Raw genomic sequence first — 17,571 nt, 5'->3', positions numbered from 1 at the left:
AGGTGTCTGGCACTGGTGTTGGAGAACGCTCGTTCGAAGGCACTTCGAGTGAGGGCTCTGGCGAAGTCCTCACTCGGATAGGTGCCGTTTGCCTTCGCTCCGAAGTCCATGGACGGATAGAGAAGCGATCCTGCAGCACGGCAGATCTGCCGTGGCTCGGCAGTAGTGACCATACTCGTTGTATGTTGCCACGAAGAAATCCATCTCTCAGGCACTTTGGCAACTACTGTAACGGCGCGAGTATTCTCCTTACCCTTTATAATACATGCGTCACAACCGCCGGCCGACGATGACCGATCGGCCTCCATCGCCGCCGACTCCCCTCTCTGCATCTCCCATCGCCGAAACTGACCGTGAGGACAGCGTCTTGGCGACGACATCCCGACTGAACGAAACGATCGAGAACGCTCTCGGATTTCGTCTCGACGAAAGCGCTCTCGAGGAGTTTTTGTTCGAGTTAGACCGACACGACTACCTCGAATGGGTGACCGTTACCCGTCGCGGCGAGTACGTCTGGGACCTCTCCGACTCACCAGAGCGCATCGCGGACGCGGTCGCCGACGCCCTGATCGATCGAGTTCAGTCGTGGCTTGAGAACGACAGCGAGGGCTAAGTACGCCTTTCGGGTACCTACCGAGACATCACTGGCACCAATCGAACCCGGTCAGCGAAGAATTTTGACTGGCGGTTGTGATCGTGGATGGTGGCGTCCCGTGTATCGGCTCCCCGTGAAGCGTACGTCGACGCGGCCGGTCTCGCACCCTTGTCGAGCCGCGTCCGGACGGAAAATCTCGTGACGCCTGCCTGAGTTCAGACGAGTCCCTCACCGAGCGGTCCGAATACGGTCAGCGTCCGTTAATTCGTCGGAATGGCCGGTGCGGCGGTCTCTTCGTCCGTCACGTTGAGTTCGGACGTGACGAGCGCTCGGTACGCTCGGCGGAGGCGTTCGGAGAGTGCCTGATGGGAGATCCCGAGTTCCTCAGACAGTTCCTGCATCGAGACTTCGCGGGGTATCTCGAAGTATCCGTGGTCGATTGCCGCGACGAGCGTCTCGTACTGACGGGATGTGAGGCCACACTGCGAGTGAGTCTCCTCGGCCAGATCGAACAGCCGGACGATCGTCGGCGTAACGCCGGTATCGTCGAGGCGGTCGTATAGCGTGCTCACGCTCTCGCGGTCGATGACGCGGATACTGAGTAGCCACTTTCCGTCAGTGGCCGACGCACTCAGCACCGTCCCACCCTCCTCGAGGATGAGCTCGAAGGGATCGACCGTATCCGGTTGGAACTCGATGTCGTACAGCCAACGGTCGTCTTCGCTACTGATCTGGGAGTGGGAGCCGATCGCCGACGACTCGACTAGAGCCGTTTCGATCTCCGATTGCGATGGTCCCGACAGCCAGAGCCCGTGGCCGCTCGAAGCGATCACCTGTTCCATCTCGCAGGTGAGAGACGGGACGGTATCGAACAACTCGCCAGTTCCGGTTCCGTCGGCCGGGATTTCGATGTCTGCGATGGAGGTCATGATTCTCAAACGAGGATAGGACGACAACGACCATAATCGCATTTCCAAAGCACTTAGAAGGGATTTGAGCGAATTACACGCGTTCTGATCGGTTGGGAAGTAGATTGGAATATATTCGTCCAAGCTCACCCTCGTTTAGTACCGACGCGGCGTTCCGACCAGCAACTGCACGGCTACGACGACGATCACTGCGATCGCCAGCAGCGCGAGCGCGATCGGAACAATAGCGTCGATCCCGTGGGCGATAAACGAGACGCGAATCTGCGTTGGCATGGTTCGCGGAGTGTAGGCAACCATCATAGTCGCGCCGAACTCTCCGATCGCTCGGACGAACGTGAGGACGATCCCGGCAGCGATGGCGTTGCGAGCGAGGGGTAACGAGACGAGTCGAACCGTCCGTAGTCGGCCGTATCCCAACGTCCTGGCCGCCTCCTCGAGTCGCGGATCGACGCTGTCGAAGCCCGCGCGTGCGGTAACGACCAGAAACGGGGCAGCGACGAACGTCTGAGCGAGAACGACGCCGGCTCGACTCCCTGTCAGTGGTACGCCGAGTGTCGCAGCGGCGGATCCGATCGGCGTAAATCGACCGACGACGGTAAGCAACATCACGCCGCCGACGATCGGCGGGACGACCAGCGGGAGCAACACTGCGGCCTCGACCAGTCGCTTACCACGAAACGAGACCCGCGAGAGGACGTATGCTAACGGAATGCCGAAAACTGCCGCGATCGTCGTCGAAATCGGTGCGGTCAGGAGCGACGTCGTGATAGCGTCTCGAATCGCCGGATCGGCGAACGCGGTGCCGACGGCCACCGCTCGCGTCTGAAGGAGAAATACTGCGAACGGAACGACGAAGTACGCGAGCAACACCGCCCCCAGCATCGCCGGGACGGCTACTCCGTCGGCCGGCCACGTGAGACTCCTGCGAACCGAACTGACGGCCGTATCACCGTCGGCGTTCCCGTCACGCGGCCGATCCGACAGACTCACGGTTCGACCTCCTCGGGCGGATCGCCGTGAAACCGCGGTAGCGAGTCGCCGACGCGCAGTCCGTGCTCGACGAGCAGGTCCCTGTTCTCGAGGAGAAACGAGACGAACGTTCGGCCAATTTTGGGGCTGGCCGCGTCCGTTCGAACCGTCGCGTTGTAGACGACGGGGGACCCCTCGACGGTCTGGCCACCCTCGGTGGTGTAACTCACCGCGGCGTACCGATCCGCGTACGCGGGATTCCCGAAATTGTACGCGTCGGAAAGCTCGCGAACGGCCACGTCGCGTTCGGCAGCCATATTGCTGTAGGCTACTGCACAGGCTCGATTTCCGTTTTCGAGACCCGCGAGCAACTGCGGTTCGTCTGGCTCCCGATAGACAGCCTCGGCCATCGCCTCCCGGAAGCCCTCGAGTCCGTGCTCGCGCTCAGCGAGTTCGAACAGGAGGATCGCACGGTAGCCGAGCGGGTCGAGATCGGGGTCGGTGATCGCGATGTCGCCGTCGTCCGCGTCGGCGAAAACCTCGTACCACGGTTCGCCGGCCGCAAGCCGCTGGCCCAGATTCGTCTCGGGTTCGTACGCGATCACCACTTCGTTGGCCGCGAATTCGGCATCCCAGTCGGCGTGGTCCGGATAGAGTCGGTCCCGCAACAATTCCACGTCGGCGCCGACGACGACGTCCGGATACTTCGTTCCGTCCTCGACCATTCGCAACAGGGCGTTGGTCCCGTAGTACTCTCCCTCGTATCGGTAGCCGGTCTCGGTCTCGAACTCGGGCCCGATCCCGTTTTCGAGGGGCACCGAGAGGCTCCCCGCAGCGAGTACTCGAGCGCCGTCAGCGCGACCGAGACAGCCCGTCGCTCCGACCAACCCCGCAGTCAGCCCGACAGCCCCGGTGAGGGCTGCTCGACGGGTCGTCGGAGACGGTTCGGAGCGGCCGCCACGACTGTGCATATCCCCCCATTCGAATTCCAGCATAAATATAACTGGTATCGGTTCCAGATCTGTGGGGAGATAACTGGAATTAGTTACTCCTCCCCAGTGTCACCTGTAGCTGACGCGAGTCGGATCCGATAGTCGCACCACTCGTTGCAGACGAGAATCCCGATCCGGGATTCAAAACAGTTCGACTCGGATTCCGTCGGCGTCGAGATCGGCTGCGAACGCCTCCGCATCGGTTTCGATCGGCTCGAACGTATCGTAGTGTTCCGGTAGGACGAGTCCCGGGTCGATACGTCGGGCGAACGCAGCGGCCTGATGGCGATCCATCGTGAAGTGCCCGCCGATCGGCGGGACGAACACGTCCGCGGACATTGACTCGTGATGCGGGAGGAAGTCCGTGTCCGACGGGAACAAGATCGTCGTCCCCTCGAGGGTCACTACCAGCCCGATCACTTCACCTTCGGCGTGGAAGGGGGTTCCGTCGTCGTCGACGTGGTCTCCGTCGGGATCGTTGTAGGCTGGAACCGATCGAACGTCGATCCCATCGACGGTCAGTTCGCCCTCGTGAGGGAGGTCGACGACATCAAACGCGAGGTCCGCGGTGTCGACCGCCTCGTAGACTGCGACGGTCGCGTTCGGGCCGGAGACCGCTTCGATCGCATCCGGATCGTAGTGATCGTAATCGTCGTGCGTGACGAACACGACGTCGCCGTCGCTCGGTTCGTTCGCGAGTACCTCGCTCCACGGGTCGACGTAGACGACGGTTCCGTCCTCGGTCTCGAGGCGAACGCTCGCGTGTCCCAGTCGCTCGAACGTGATCCCCCTGTAGTCGACTGACATGGTCGATCGATCGTATGTTGTCTTTCGTGTTATAGGTCGTGGTGTTTCCACCGCGAGAAAATCCGCATCGGCGACTCTCACCCTCGAGAAACTGCTCCGAATAGCAGCGGACAACCGAGTGGCAACGCAGCTCGTAACCATCGAACCAGGGTCCCTGATACGGAGATTTCGCACGTCGTACCACACCAATCTGCCAGCGATGGTGCCGGAGGCGGAATACTAACGCGTCGGTTCATCTCGACGCAGCCGTTGCTCTGACCACCTTTCACACTCGATACTGTCTGCGTATCTGAACTGCCGAATCGATCGCTACTCAGTCGGAACAGGGGGTCGTTTGCGAACGACGCCACGTTACCCAGGGCTACGATCGTTGGTCGACTTCGCGTTCGCTATCGCGGCGTTCTCTATCGGGGTAGTACGGAGCGTTCGTTCACCGCCCGCGCCAGTGGTTACAGGCAATTACCAATAAATACAAGTGATGCTATGTAGTATTCTCCGTCGGAAGCTCTCGTCTCCAGAACGGCCGCAGGGGGCATGCGCTGAAATGCCCCGGGTGGAACCAGCACCCGAGACGTGGCTTCCACCGGATCGGTCGAAGCCATGATTGCGTATCCGCTCGCGAGATATAAACGTCTCGCACGCGAATCCGCCCGCTTCACACGGAGAGCGACGCGTTTCGAGGTCACTTCTCGATCCAGTCCCATCGCGACGCTTGCGAGTTCGTGGCGACCTGGATCGACCGTGCCCGACGACCAGCGGGGGCTGTGTCGTCCGGTGACCACTGGGGGTGGTGACGTCGACTCCATTCGAAGGTGTCCCCATCGCCGCACTCTTGTGGCGACGCCGACACCGACGACACGTCGACGACTCGCCTCGACGCGACCCGCTCGAGCGGCCGCGTCGTGGCTCTCGAGCGATCCGATATCGCGCTGACACACCGCTGATACCGCTTGTCGACGGTTTTTCGTCCCGAACGGCGGGGTATACCGATGTGTGGTCGGTTCGCTCCCGTCCCGGATTCGCGGCCGCGATCTCCTCAGAAAACGCTGCGAACTCCCGCCGTTCAAATTCGGCCGGGTCCGGAACCAGCCTCTCACGGAGTTGTTCGCGATTGGAACGCGGGCTGGTCCGGTAGCCGCTTCGCTCCTCACGTCCGTATTCGGAGCAGAAGCGGGCCGGGCGCGATTTGAACCTCGTCGAGACGTTCCTGCTCGCGCGCCAGAGGCGCGCTGCGCGGGCTTGCGACTCGTCTGCTCCCGATCGCCTGCCGGGCGCGCTCCCTTCGGTCGCGTGCCGGGCGGAACTCTCGGAGAACACGACCGAGCCTGCGCTCCAACCGGTTTCGCGGTTCGGTGCTCGCGCCGTCGGCGCTGCGCTCCGCTTCCACGGACTAAAAGTCAGGTATTTATGCGTCTTGAGCTACCGGCTATCGCGCGCGTGACGGTTGGACTGGGTCGAGTCATGCACATCATGACCGACGAAGATATCGATCCGATCGATCCAAGCACTGCACTCGAAATGTACTTGCAATCCCGGCAGAGCGAACTCGCTAACAGTTCACTCAATGCGCACCGATGACGACTTTCTTTATTTGTCGATTGGTGCGATGAAATAGGTATCAATACTCTCGACGGACTGTCTGCCCGAGATTTTCATGAGTTCCGCGTATGGAGACAAATCGGTATCCGTGCAGGAACACTTAGAGCATTAGATCTACGGGATTATCAACGAGATCAGCAATGTCTCAGGATTCGCCACCGTCCAGAGACAGGAACACCGTTGAATAACGGTACTGACGCGAACCGACTCGTCGCAATCAAAGATCGGACGTGCCAAGTCCACGATGATTATATTGACGAGTACAGGCACGACGTGACAGACGAGCACGGCCGACAACCACTATTCAGCACGGAGCATGGTCGTCGATTGCGTCAATCAGTCCGGGCGAATGCCTACTTCTGGACATGCCCCTGTAGGGCTAATCTCCAGTGCCCACATGGGCGTGATCCGGATACCTGTGAGAGTAACAACTGGGAGGATGCATCAACGTGTCTAAGCAGTGTATCGACACACCCAATTCGACGAGGCTCAATCACGCATCACCTCCGAGAAGGTGTTCCTGTAGCTGTCGCATCCAAGAAGACGGACGTCTCACCGTTTGTACTTGAAACCTATTACTCAGTGTTATCTGGGGCAGAAGCTATAGAGGTGAGGAGGGACTATCTGGATAACATTTAGAGGCTCAAACTCCGGTCTGATTGAAGCCCACCTAATCATTTCCCACGGCGTCTCCAAACAAGGGGCAACTTGAATTGTTAATCTACGATCGCTCTCCTTTGGGTTGACGGGTACAAACGCACACTACGCGTGCCAACCTACCACGGAAGTTGTATCATCTGTGGATGATGTCGATAGAGCCGTGCTGAACACAGAGCGCAAATGTGGCACAAGATCCGCTTCGATTTGCGAAAGAAGGTATCGCACAGGGCAGAAAAACGTGGTTAACAGGAAGCCGACTACATGAACTGGGAATCAAGGAATCACTACCGATACCCCGTCTTCGCCCGCTTCGTTAGTCGGGTTCGACCACGCACCGGAACCCGACGTGACTGGTCGAGGTATCGATCGGCTCAGGGTACCGAGCAGCGGGCCGGTATCGGAAACAGTAGTTCGGCGCACAGAGGTGCGACCCGCCTTTAAGCACTTTCCGAGGCATCTCGGTCGGGTCACGCGGGTCGACACTCTGCGCTTCAGTGACACCGCGTGGATTCGTCGGTGTACAGCACGACGGCGACTCTGACTCATCTGACGTTGGATCGTCGCTGTACCAATCGCGGGTCCACTCCCAGACGTTTCCAGCCATATCGAAGAGTCCGAACTCATTCGATGGAAACGACGCCACGGGCGACGTACGCTCATAGCCATCGAGAACCGTGTTCTCGTGCGGAAATTCTCCTTGCCAGGTGTTGGCCATCAGCCGTCCGTCGGGGACGTGCTCGTCACCCCAAACGAATCGTTTGTGCTCCAGCCCGCCGCGGGCGGCACGTTCCCACTGTGCCTCCGTCGGCAACGTTTTGCCCGCCCACTCGGCGAATTCCATCGCATCTTCGTAGGCGACGTGGACGACGGGATGATCCATCTTGTCGCCGATATCACTGTCCGGACCGAACGGGTGTCGCCAGTCTGCGCCAGGGACGTAGTTCCACCATCTATTCGGATTCCGGAGCGGTACCGAGCCCCGAGGTTGTGTAAAGACGGCGGACCCCGAGACGAGGTCGTCCGGATTCGCGCCCGGGTAGTCCGCGGGGTCCGGGTCGCGCTCAGCGAGCGTCGTGTAGCCCGTGTCCGCGACGAAGGCGGCAAACTCCCGATTCGTTGTGGGCGTTCGGTTCATCCAGAACCCATCGACTGTGACTGCTCGAACAGGCTTCTCTTCCGGGTAGAAATCCTCTGAGCCCATTCTGAACGTGCCGCCCGGTATCCACTCCATCTCGGGTTCGGGTGGGTCCCCTGGGAGTTCTGTCACTGGCTTCGTTCGCTCGTCTGTCGTACGTGTCATCCTGAATTCCGATGATTACGAGATGTGTTTCTTTACCTGTGTGCTCTCGCGTCACTCTCTCGCCATAATACGTTTCACCACGGCCTCGTGGTGAACGAACGGTTCGCCGCTGACGTCGACGGTCACTTGTGTGAGGTCGCCTGTGAATGCGAACGGTTTTTCGTACTCCGTAGTTACCGCCTGTACGAGATCCTGGCCGCAACTCAGTCCCGCGTTAATGGCGATCATGATCGGGATAGTGACCGGTAGATCACCTTCGCCGACCTGGTCGTCGTCGTAGTAGAGTCGAAGCGTCGCTGGCGCTCCCGCTCCGTTCTGGACGTCCGGTTCACCAGTCACTTCGAATTCCATTCCGAGTTCGGCTACGTCCGCCGGAATTTCACTGTCGGTTGTTATCTGGTACTCCTCGATGCCGCAATAGTTGTGGACGTAGTGCAGCCGGTTGTCCAGGACGAATAGCGAGTAGCCACCGTTCGTGCTCCCGTGAGCGAGCAGCACGCCCTCCGTCCCACCCTGCGGTATATCGACCTCGGCTGTGATGCTGTGGTCGCGATTTAGCACCGAGACTGCGCCATTCTCCGGGACGCTCTCCCCTCCGGGGTAGTAGACGTACTGGTCGCGAGGTGAGGACACTTGTGGCCGACCTGTGGCTGCCATTCGCTCAACGGCGCGTCCGTCGAGTGGCAACACGTCGTACGTGCCAGCTTCTGCCCACCACAACTGGGCGAGTTCGAGTACCTTCTCGGGGTGCTCGTCGGCGACGTTATGCGCTTCCGAGAAGTCCTCCTCGAGATTGTACAGTTCCCAGCCAGTCTCCTTGATCGTCGTCGCCGAGAGGTCCTCAGCGGTGATCGGTTTCCCAAACTCCCACGGTTTCACCGCTCGCCAGCCGTCGTGATAGATGGCCCGATACGCGAGCATCTCGAAATACTGGTCAGTATGCTGCTCGGGGGCAGCAGGGTCGTCGAAGGTGTACGCGAAACTCGTCCCTTCGATTGGGGATTGCGAATAACCTTTGATCTCCTCGGGTGCCTCGATTCCGATCGCTTCCAGAACAGTGGGGACGATGTCGATAGCGTGGACGAACTGGTCGCGGATTTCATCCTGTGCGTCGATACCGTCAGGCCAGTGGACGACCATGGGATCGCTTACACCACCGCGGTAGGTTTCACGCTTCCACCGGCGAAACGGTGTATCACCGGCCCACGCCCATCCCATCGGATAGTGGTTGTAGTACTCTGGGCCCCCGAGAGCGTCCATCGCCTCCAGATTGTCCTCGAGATCTTCCTCGATGTTATTAAAAAATCTCATCTCGTTAACTGAGCCACCCGGGCCCCCTTCGGCGCTCGCACCATTATCCGAGACGACTAGTACGAGCGTGTTGTCGAGTTCGCCGATCTCCTCGAGAAAATCGAGGATGCGACCGATGTGATGGTCAGTGTGCTCGAGGAAGCCTGCGAAAACCTCCATCATTCGGGCGTAGAGCGTCTGCTCGTCGTCCGAGAGGTCATCCCAGTGTGGGATATCGGGATCGTCTGGCGAGAGGGTTGCATTTTCAGGGACGACACCGAGTTCTTTCTGGCGCGACAGGATTTGTTTCCGTAACTCATCCCAGCCTATATCGAATTCACCCTCGTACTTGTTCGCCCACTCTTGTGGGACGTGATGTGGGGCGTGGCATGCACCTGTCGCAAAGTACGCAAAGAACGGCTTCTCGGGAGCAACCGATTGTGCGTCCTGGATGTGTTGGATGGTTCGGTCAGCGAGATCTTCTGTGAGGTGATATCCCTCTTCGGGGGTTGCGGGTGGTTCGATCTGTTCGTTTCCCTGCACCAGATTGGGATAGTACTGATGCGTGTCACCGCTGAGGAAGCCATAGTAGCGTTCGAACCCTCGACCGAGCGGCCACTCGTCGTAAGGACCGGCGGCACTCGTCTCCTCGGCAGGAGCGAGATGCCATTTGCCAGCGGCGAACGTGTTGTACCCGTGCTCGACTAACATCTCAGAGAGGAAGCCGTTCTCGTGCGGAATTGAACCATTGTAGCCCGGGAATCCGGTCGAGGCTTCGGTGACGAGACCCATACCGTTCGAGTGGTGATTTCGCCCGGTAAGCAGACAGCTGCGCGTTGGCGCGCAGAGCGCAGTCGTCTGGAAGTTATTGTACTGGAGTCCGTTCTCGGCGAGTCGATCGATATTCGGTGTGTCGATCGGACCGCCGTAGCAGCCGACCTGACCGAAGCCGACGTCGTCAAGGACGATCATCAATACGTTCGGTGCGTCTTCAGGCGGTCGCGTCTGTTCGGGCCACCACTCCTCGGATTCATCGTACGTACGACCGATGTGGCCGTGGAATTCCTGTTCTGGCATATCGTTTCCCTCGCGATGGAGTCCGTCCGTGATTCGTAGAAATCAGGATCGCCAACGCCACCGTCGAAGCAGATTGAACAGCGTAGATTGACGTAAAATCGTTCTATCGTTCCCCCAAGAAATTGCACGTATACTGGACACCAGTAGCCAATAACGCCGGTAGAAGAAACAATTCAATTACGGTGCACTTCGGTGGCGATACCGGCCAGCCGAACTTCATCTACCTTTTGACGGTCGTGCTGGAGACATCCTCTGTATCTTGCACGCCGATTCTGACAACAGGTCTGTAGTTCGATGAGTCTTTGCAATGATACACAGCGCGAGTGTAACAATGAACTAACGTAACGCGTTCCGTGAGCGCTCACTCCAGGTACAGATTGTATCTTGAGGATTCAGAGATAGTTATCAATCTAACACTACCATCATGTCATGAAATTATTCTCGAGTATCGTCGCTGTATTATGTGGGACACTGATGTGCCAGCAGGTGAGTTAGTCCCAACCGCTGCAGTGGGACACTCAGGGAGACACGAATCATGAGCAACGAACCACCAGACATGACGGAGGAATCGGGCTTCGAACCGCTGCGAGCAACGCGCCAAACTGCACTTCGTGGAATGAGTACTTACCAGGGAACCCAGAATTCAGACAGGGCAGCTGACGGAGTGGACCTGTTTCGTACCCGAACGCTGACGCGCCGCGAGGCACTCCAGAAAGGGGGGCTCATCGTGGGCGGACTCTCACTCGGGGGATCGACGGTGACGCGGACAGTCGCCGCCGATCGAGAATCCGAAGGTAGTCAGGAAAGCGATATGGATAGCAGTGTGGCATCGATCGCCGAAGACGCGTACCTCTACGGTCTCCAGCAGATTATCTTCTACGTGACGCGCTTCAACTACACACAGAAGGAGAACAGCGACGTCTTCGTGGGCGTCAATCGGTTGTACTATCCTAACGATGGCCAACCGATAACGGCCGACTTCACGGCTATCGTCACTCCGAACAACACCACCCTGTACGGAATGGGCTTCCTCGACCTGCAGGACGACCCCATCGTCATCGAGATGCCCGAGGTTACCGACCGCTACTTCTCGTTACAGTTGATGAACCAGTACGGAATCTTCCCTCTCTACGCCGGGAATCAGTTCAACGGCACCGACGCGCGGTCGTACCTGATTCTGCCGGACGATTACGAGGGCGAGATTCCAGGCGACTTCGCCGCGACCGACGTCGTCCAAGCAGGGACGAAGACCCTATTCACCCTCGTCCGGTACGCGTTGCGCAACCCCACGGACGAATCCGAAATCGCCTACGTCAACGACCTGCAGGAGCAGACGAACATCACCCCGCTCAGCGAGTGGCTCGCCAACGACCGCTCGGGCGTGCCACGGGTGGAGCAGTCAGTCGTCCCCGGCGACTACGAGACGATCCCACGAATGGCGGACCTCACAGAGCAGCAGGTCGAAAACCAGACCCCATCGGACTTCTTCACCCTCCTCAACCTCGTCCTGAACGATCCGAGTATGTCGCTCATCGACGACTCCCGAAAAGAGGCTGCGATGCTCGAGCGACTGGAACAACTCGGAATCGGCCCGGGACTGGAATTCGACTGGTCCGCCCTCGATACCGACGTGCAGGAGGCCCTGACTAGCGGATTCGAGAGCGGGTTCGAGCGCGTCAGAGCCACCGTCGTGGAGGGTAACAGCGACGTCGTAGTAGACATGAATGGGTGGAACATCGTTCAGAACACGGCGGACTTCAGAACCGACTGGTTGACCCGGGCCGCCGTGGCCGACTTCGGCTTCGCGGGCCCCGACTCGCCCGCATCTCACGTCGGTGCGTTCAAATTCACCGACGCGAACGGCGAGCAACTAAACGGGTCGACACAGTACACCATCACGTTCGACCTCGATAACTTCCCGCCAGTCACCGAGTTCTGGGAGATTCCGATCTACGACGCGCAGGGCTACTTCGTCGAGAACGAACTCGACCGCTACAGCATCAACAGCTACATGCTCGAAGAAGGACTGTTGCACACTGACGCCAACGAACTCGTCATCTACGTCCAACACGAGAAGCCGGACGATTCCGAGCAGGTGACGAACTGGCTGCCAGCTCCCGAAGGTGGTATGCGATTCGCAGCGCGGTTCTATGGTCCCCACTGGTCGCTGGTCGATGGGACCTACGACATGCCCGAAGTCGTTCCTGCAGAGGAGTGATACCTTCTACCTTCATCCCTAACAAGACAGTTTGCTAGCGTTTTCTGTATCCAGTACGCCGTTTTTCACAGCGGCTCGGGAGTTTGGACAGAGTCGGTTGGACAGAAGGCGCGAGTACAGCACGAACTGACGGATGAATAGCAAGTTCCGTGAGCGTTCACTCCAGGTACACATAGTACATTGAGGATTCAGGGATGGTAATTAATATAATACTATCATCAGGCCATGAAATCATTCTCGAGTATCGTCGCTGTATTATATGGGGCGCTGGTGTGCGGTTGTCTGAGTCGGTCCCAACTGCTGCTGTGGGCTACTCAGAGAGGCATGACCATGAGCAACGAACCACACCACACGACGGCGGAGCCAGTATCCGAACCGTTGCGCGCAACCCGCCGAACCGCGCTTCGCGGGGCAGGTCTCGCCAGTTTATTCGCACTGGGCGGCGGCAGCGCCACGGCCCAGCGAACCGTTCCGAATGCGGATGCCCATCAGAGTCGGAAAGAGACCACCGAGGCGCTTCCATCCTGGAACGACGGCAGGGCCAAGCAGGCCATACTTGCGTTCGTAGAGAAAGTGACCACGCCAGACTCTCCCGACTTCGTACCGCCCGCTGAGCGCATAGCCACTTTCGACAACGACGGCACGCTGTGGGTCGAACGGCCAGTGTACGCCCAGCTCGCCTTTGTAATCGACCGAATACAAGAGCTGGCCCCCCAGCACCCAGAATGGGAGGACGAACAGCCCTTTAAGGCGGTGTTGGAGAACGACCTCGAGACACTGGCGGCGATGAACCAGAATGAGGTGGCCGAACTGCTCACTGTCACGCACACCGGAATGACCACGGACGAATTCGAGGCAACCGTGACCGACTGGCTGAATACGGCTCGCGATCCGCGTTTCGACCGGCGCTATACTGACCTCGCCTATCAGCCGATGCTGGAACTGCTCTCGTTTCTGCGGGCGAACGAGTTCAAGACCTTCATCGTTTCCGGCGGTGGCGCCGAGTTCATGCGACAGATGAGTGAAGCGACGTATGGGATCCCGCCAGAGCAGGTGGTCGGCTCGACCGGGAAGACCCGCTACGAGGTCCGGGACAGTGAGCCGGTGCTGGTAAAGCTGCCGGAGGTCGATTTCGTCGACGACGAGGCTGGCAAACCAATCGGTATCCACAAGTTCATCGGCAGGCGCCCCATCGCGGCGTTCGGCAACTACGTCGGAGACCGCCAGATGCTCGAGTGGACCGAAGCAGGGGACGGTCCGCGGCTGCTCCTGCTGGTTAACCACGACGACGCCAAGCGTGAGTATGCCTATAGTATGGACGAAGACCTAACAGGAGAGACGTCCGACGAGTCTTCCCAGCCATTTATCGACGTGGCAGAAGAGAAGGGCTGGGTCGTCGTCAGTATGAAAGACGATTGGGAGTACGTCTTCCCCTTCGAGCAAGCGGATAGCTGAGGCGCCCCACCGATGGATTTCGAACGGGGACCACCGCTGAACGGCCGATACGACGACGTCGCTGCTCGCAGATTCGCCGATTCGGTTGCTGTTTTGTCCTGATGTAGGAACACATCCTCTGGATTGCACAGGCCGCTTCTGACAGCAACTCGGAGTTCGTTGAGTCTCTGCAACAGAGAAGGCGCGAGTGCAGCACGAACTGAAGTTTGAATAGCGAGTTCTGTGAGCGCTTACTACAGGTACTAATAGTATATTGATGGTTCTGAGATAGTCATTAAGCAAATAGTTCTATCATGTCATGAAAGTATTCTCGAGTGTCGTCGCTGTTTTATATGAAGTGCTGGTGTGCGGTTGTCTGAGTCAGTCCCAACCGCTACTGTGGGACACTTAGAGAGGCATGAGCCATGACCAACGAGACACACGACACGCCGGCTGATTCAGAATCGAATTCCAACCCGTTGGGGGCAACCCGCCGCACCGCGCTGCAAGGAGCAGGACTCGCCGGCTTGCTCGCACTGGGCGTCGGTAGTGCCAGCGCCCACCAAGACACGCTGAGCCAGACCCCCAACCAAGCCGAGCAACAGACGACGGACAATACCGATGCTGTCCCAGTGACATGGGCGAACTTCCCACGTGCCTACTGTCATGCTTCATTTCAGCCAATCGTCAGCAAGGGTGGATTCGGACAGTTCTATCATGTCCGAAATCTTTCTCCCATCAGGGCAAAGAATGAGTTGGGTATCGGGGAGCAGCGTGACTCACTCTACTCGTTTGGGGTGTTCGATCTGACCGAGCCCGTCACCATCACGAAACCAGACACCGGTGACCGATATCAGTCGATGAATGTACAGAATGAGGATCAATATGTGTAGCTGAGCGTCACCGAACCTGATACGTACACATTGACGCAGGATCAGATCGGCACGCAGTATGCTGGTATCCTGTTCCGCACGTTCGTCAATGCTGACGACCCGGCCGATGTGAAACAAGTCCGTCAACTCCAGGATCAGATCGGCGTGGTGCAATCGTCGGCTGGGTCGTTCGAGATTCCCAATTGGGATCAACAATCTCTCGAACAGATCGACGACACGCTGAGAACACTCTATTACACGATAGACAACTGGTCGGACGCATTCGGTGACGTTGGCCAGGTCGATCCTGTGAAATTTTTTTATCTCCAGCGCGTCGGGGTGGACTGGCGTCCCGGAACCGTCAGAAGCACTCATCCTCCAACGGACACCCGACCAGAATGACGGCGAGACGCCATACACACTCACCGTCAAGGACGTCCCTGTCGACGGGTTCTGGTCGATTAGCGTCTACAACCGTCGCCTGTCCTTTGTAAAGAACAAATACGATGCTTTTACTGTGAGCAACGTGACCGCAGACCGGAACGCTAACGGGAGTGTCACAGTGCATTTCGATGGCGACCCCGACCAGAAGAACTTCCTCTACACCCCGGGGGGATGGCGCTATCTTTTCCGGTTCTACGACGCAAGCAAGCCAATTATCAACGAGAACTATCAATTCCCCGAAGCTCAGCCAATTAAATGACATGCGGGCGGAGAGCAGCTTAATTGCCATTCAGGACCGAATCACTGCGATATCGAATTTCGACTGTTTTTTCATCTCGTACTACCGGTCGTGCTGAACTTGTCCTCTCTATTCGGCACTGCCGAACAATCTCAATTTTGAATAGTTTCTCTGGGAACCGCGCACACCTCCTGCTGTAATGACACAGCATCAGTCTGAGTCGTCAACATGGGCGAAGCGACATCGACGAGCGTTGACGACACGACATTCTCACGAAAATGTACTCACCGACCGAGAGTTCGAGTTGCTACTCGAAGCCTGTTCGGAGTTGCCCAGTCCCCGTGATTTCCAAGCACGGTTCATCTGTCTGGTCGCAGGTCGGCTCGGATTACGGGCGGGAGAGATTTCCCACCTCAATACCGACTGGTTCGACTGGGATCGGAAACTTCTCCAGATCCCACAGCACGAGCCATGTTCTTGTGGGTACTGTCGTCGCCAAGCAACTCAGGAAGCGAGCCACTGTAGCGACCTCACTGAGGACGAGACAGTGGAGGCCCGGTGGCACCCAAAGACGGTCTCCTCCACGCGGGCGATTCCTTTCGACCTGTCGTTACGTCTCGAACTGTGTATCGAACGGTTCGCCAATCGCTACGATTCGTTCCCGCATTCGCGCTCGACGATCAATAGGCGAGTGAACGAAGCAGTTGAGACTGCCGATCTTCGGGGGCGCGTCTACCCACACTGTTTGCGAGCAACCGCTGCGAGCTATCACGCCTATCAGGGGGTTGCGCCAGTTCCGCTTCAGGCCTTGATGGGGTAGAGCGATCTCGCCAATGCCCAGAAATACATCCGAATTTCCGGAACAGCGACCGCAGATGCACTCCGACAAGCGCATCATTGATAACTAACAGGCTACTCACTACTCTTTTAGCCTCTGCTGAATAGAAGGCGCAAAGGTGCTGTGGATAATTCTTTGTAATATCATCATGTGGTTTGCTGTATGAATTCACAGGCACTCAAAAAATCAGCTATTGCAGGAGTTATTTCTCTCTCAATTACACTGGTTCTAACCTATATTGCTTCACTAATTTGGCCGACACAACTGTTTATTGCTGTTGGATTAGCCTCATTCTTTTCAGCATTTGGTAGCGCGTACGGCGCACACATAGAATATCTTGAAAGTTGAGTGGATAGTACACGTTGTGAATATCCTACTATCCTGTAGGTGTCACTGTGCTGGATAGAACCTCTGTATCTCGCACGCCGTTCCTGACAGCAGTTAGGTTGTTCTGCAAGTCTCTGCCAGATACAAAGCGCGAATACAGCACGAGTCAAAACTTGATCTACAAGAACGGCGATCGCTCAGTACAGGGTTCGCAGCTATCACAGTACTCGTCGATTTCTTAAAGTGTTACTATCTTAATGTCAAAGATACATTTTATAATCCGTCACGATTGTTGGCATCTCGATAAAACACTTAGAAAACCATTGTAGCTATCATATAAACGAACGATCAGTGTGTATAACAAAGGAGATCTAATCCCAAGCAAGGGAAGTGTTATGAACCGACACCATGTTCCAGTTGGAATGACTCCCGTACCGCAATATGCTACATGGGAGGAACACCGTCGTGCGCTTTCACAAACAGCAGAGGAAGCCCGGTCACAACACGCTGTACCAAGACCAGCAATCGAAATTATCAACGAACCTGAATCGATAACTGTCAGTGCTCAACTTCCAGGTTTCGAGAGTGACAATATTCAAATCAAGAGTACAGATACCATGTTGACTATTTCAGCAACCCGCGACGAATACGAAGGGGAAGGCGAAACACTCCACAGTGAATGGCACTCTGACGTCCAACGGACCATTCCATTACCAGTGCCAACGAACCCGGATAAAGCTGAAGTCACTTACGAAAGCGGTATACTGAAAATTACGTTGCCAAAAGAAGAAGGGCAACAGGTGACTATCCCGATATAGTAAACGAGAACGACTGATTTCGGACAATCCGATTCAATTCATTGAAAAGAATTTTTCAGACGTGGTTCCGACCTCAGTACTGAATACATCCCTAGATGGGAGGTAGTTTGCTGACGTCAAGGAGAGAAGTCAATCGAATAGAGTGTCAAAGGGCCGGTGGACTT

At 57.3% G+C, this 17,571-nt stretch carries 15 protein-coding genes; 9 read left to right on the top strand and 6 right to left on the bottom strand.

The genetic code is table 11. From position 1 onward, the window contains the following. Positions 1–289: 289 nt before the first annotated feature. The gene (locus HYG82_RS21800) at positions 290–613 is read left to right on the top strand and encodes a hypothetical protein (protein WP_179259258.1); all 324 of its coding nucleotides are present in this window, start codon (positions 290–292) and stop codon (positions 611–613) included. Positions 614–855: 242 nt separating this feature from the next. Here the strand turns inward: HYG82_RS21800 and HYG82_RS21795 are convergent, their stop codons facing one another. The 6 genes from HYG82_RS21795 to HYG82_RS21770 form a co-directional block, all read right to left on the bottom strand. Next, on the bottom strand, positions 856–1,524 hold the full coding sequence (locus HYG82_RS21795; RefSeq protein WP_179259257.1) for a helix-turn-helix domain-containing protein: 669 nt from the start codon (positions 1,522–1,524) through the stop codon (positions 856–858). A 135-nt stretch (positions 1,525–1,659) separates the two neighbouring features. Continuing rightward, positions 1,660–2,514 carry an ABC transporter permease gene (locus HYG82_RS21790; RefSeq protein WP_235217785.1) on the bottom strand — a complete coding sequence of 285 codons (855 nt, stop codon included), beginning with the start codon at positions 2,512–2,514 and terminating at the stop codon, positions 1,660–1,662. After that, on the bottom strand, positions 2,511–3,464 hold the full coding sequence (locus HYG82_RS21785) for an extracellular solute-binding protein (protein WP_179259256.1): 954 nt from the start codon (positions 3,462–3,464) through the stop codon (positions 2,511–2,513). The genes HYG82_RS21790 and HYG82_RS21785 overlap by 4 nt, the downstream gene beginning before the upstream one ends. Before the next feature lie 162 nt (positions 3,465–3,626). After that, positions 3,627–4,292 carry an MBL fold metallo-hydrolase gene (locus HYG82_RS21780; protein ID WP_179259255.1) on the bottom strand — a complete coding sequence of 222 codons (666 nt, stop codon included), beginning with the start codon at positions 4,290–4,292 and terminating at the stop codon, positions 3,627–3,629. Positions 4,293–6,864: 2,572 nt separating this feature from the next. Next, on the bottom strand, positions 6,865–7,851 hold the full coding sequence (locus tag HYG82_RS21775) for a formylglycine-generating enzyme family protein (protein WP_179259254.1): 987 nt from the start codon (positions 7,849–7,851) through the stop codon (positions 6,865–6,867). 51 nt (positions 7,852–7,902) lie between these two features. Further along, a complete protein-coding gene (locus HYG82_RS21770) occupies positions 7,903–10,218 on the bottom strand; it encodes an arylsulfatase (protein WP_179259253.1) in 2,316 nt (771 codons plus the stop codon). Positions 10,219–10,753: 535 nt separating this feature from the next. Here HYG82_RS21770 and HYG82_RS21765 point away from each other — a divergent pair. The 8 genes from HYG82_RS21765 to HYG82_RS21730 all read left to right on the top strand — a co-directional run bounded on the left by HYG82_RS21765 (position 10,754) and on the right by HYG82_RS21730 (position 17,407). Continuing rightward, positions 10,754–12,436, top strand: a complete 1,683-nt coding sequence (locus HYG82_RS21765; RefSeq protein ID WP_235217784.1) for a DUF1254 domain-containing protein — start codon at positions 10,754–10,756, stop codon at positions 12,434–12,436. A gap of 330 nt (positions 12,437–12,766) precedes the next feature. Further along, a complete protein-coding gene (locus HYG82_RS21760; RefSeq protein WP_179259252.1) occupies positions 12,767–13,891 on the top strand; it encodes an HAD family hydrolase in 1,125 nt (374 codons plus the stop codon). Positions 13,892–14,295: 404 nt separating this feature from the next. Beyond that, complete coding sequence (locus HYG82_RS21755) at positions 14,296–14,763, top strand: DUF1254 domain-containing protein (RefSeq protein ID WP_179259251.1); 468 nt, start codon at positions 14,296–14,298, stop codon at positions 14,761–14,763. 30 nt (positions 14,764–14,793) lie between these two features. Next, on the top strand, positions 14,794–15,144 hold the full coding sequence (locus HYG82_RS21750) for a hypothetical protein (RefSeq protein ID WP_179259250.1): 351 nt from the start codon (positions 14,794–14,796) through the stop codon (positions 15,142–15,144). Then, positions 15,065–15,445 carry a DUF1214 domain-containing protein gene (locus tag HYG82_RS21745; RefSeq protein WP_179264294.1) on the top strand — a complete coding sequence of 127 codons (381 nt, stop codon included), beginning with the start codon at positions 15,065–15,067 and terminating at the stop codon, positions 15,443–15,445. The genes HYG82_RS21750 and HYG82_RS21745 overlap by 80 nt, the downstream gene beginning before the upstream one ends. Before the next feature lie 232 nt (positions 15,446–15,677). After that, entirely contained in the window at positions 15,678–16,244 is a 567-nt protein-coding gene (locus HYG82_RS21740; RefSeq protein WP_218834198.1) for a site-specific integrase, read from the top strand. Positions 16,245–16,424: 180 nt separating this feature from the next. After that, on the top strand, positions 16,425–16,610 hold the full coding sequence (locus HYG82_RS21735) for a hypothetical protein (protein WP_179259249.1): 186 nt from the start codon (positions 16,425–16,427) through the stop codon (positions 16,608–16,610). Positions 16,611–17,011: 401 nt separating this feature from the next. Beyond that, on the top strand, positions 17,012–17,407 hold the full coding sequence (locus HYG82_RS21730; protein ID WP_179259248.1) for an Hsp20/alpha crystallin family protein: 396 nt from the start codon (positions 17,012–17,014) through the stop codon (positions 17,405–17,407). Positions 17,408–17,571 lie beyond the last annotated feature (164 nt).

Origin of the sequence: Natrinema halophilum (assembly GCF_013402815.2) — an archaeon.
Taxonomy (GTDB): Archaea; Halobacteriota; Halobacteria; order Halobacteriales; family Natrialbaceae; genus Natrinema; species Natrinema halophilum.
The sequence above is the reverse complement of the archived record's forward strand: the minus strand, read 5'-3'. Positions and strand labels throughout refer to the sequence as shown.

Bases quoted from the DNA above. Each gene is read 5' to 3' on its own strand.
- HYG82_RS21795 (WP_179259257.1), bottom strand. From the start codon at position 1,524: ATGACCTCCATCGCAGACATCGAAATCCCGGCCGACGGAACCGGAACT.
- HYG82_RS21770 (WP_179259253.1), bottom strand. From the start codon at position 10,218: ATGCCAGAACAGGAATTCCACGGCCACATCGGTCGTACGTACGATGAA.
- HYG82_RS21755 (WP_179259251.1), top strand. From the start codon at position 14,296: ATGACCAACGAGACACACGACACGCCGGCTGATTCAGAATCGAATTCC.
- HYG82_RS21765 (WP_235217784.1), top strand. From the start codon at position 10,754: ATGAGCAACGAACCACCAGACATGACGGAGGAATCGGGCTTCGAACCG.
- HYG82_RS21780 (WP_179259255.1), bottom strand. From the start codon at position 4,292: ATGTCAGTCGACTACAGGGGGATCACGTTCGAGCGACTGGGACACGCG.
- HYG82_RS21760 (WP_179259252.1), top strand. From the start codon at position 12,767: ATGAGCAACGAACCACACCACACGACGGCGGAGCCAGTATCCGAACCG.
- HYG82_RS21735 (WP_179259249.1), top strand. From the start codon at position 16,425: ATGAATTCACAGGCACTCAAAAAATCAGCTATTGCAGGAGTTATTTCT.
- HYG82_RS21800 (WP_179259258.1), top strand. From the start codon at position 290: ATGACCGATCGGCCTCCATCGCCGCCGACTCCCCTCTCTGCATCTCCC.
- HYG82_RS21775 (WP_179259254.1), bottom strand. From the start codon at position 7,851: ATGACACGTACGACAGACGAGCGAACGAAGCCAGTGACAGAACTCCCA.
- HYG82_RS21730 (WP_179259248.1), top strand. From the start codon at position 17,012: ATGACTCCCGTACCGCAATATGCTACATGGGAGGAACACCGTCGTGCG.
- HYG82_RS21785 (WP_179259256.1), bottom strand. From the start codon at position 3,464: ATGCACAGTCGTGGCGGCCGCTCCGAACCGTCTCCGACGACCCGTCGA.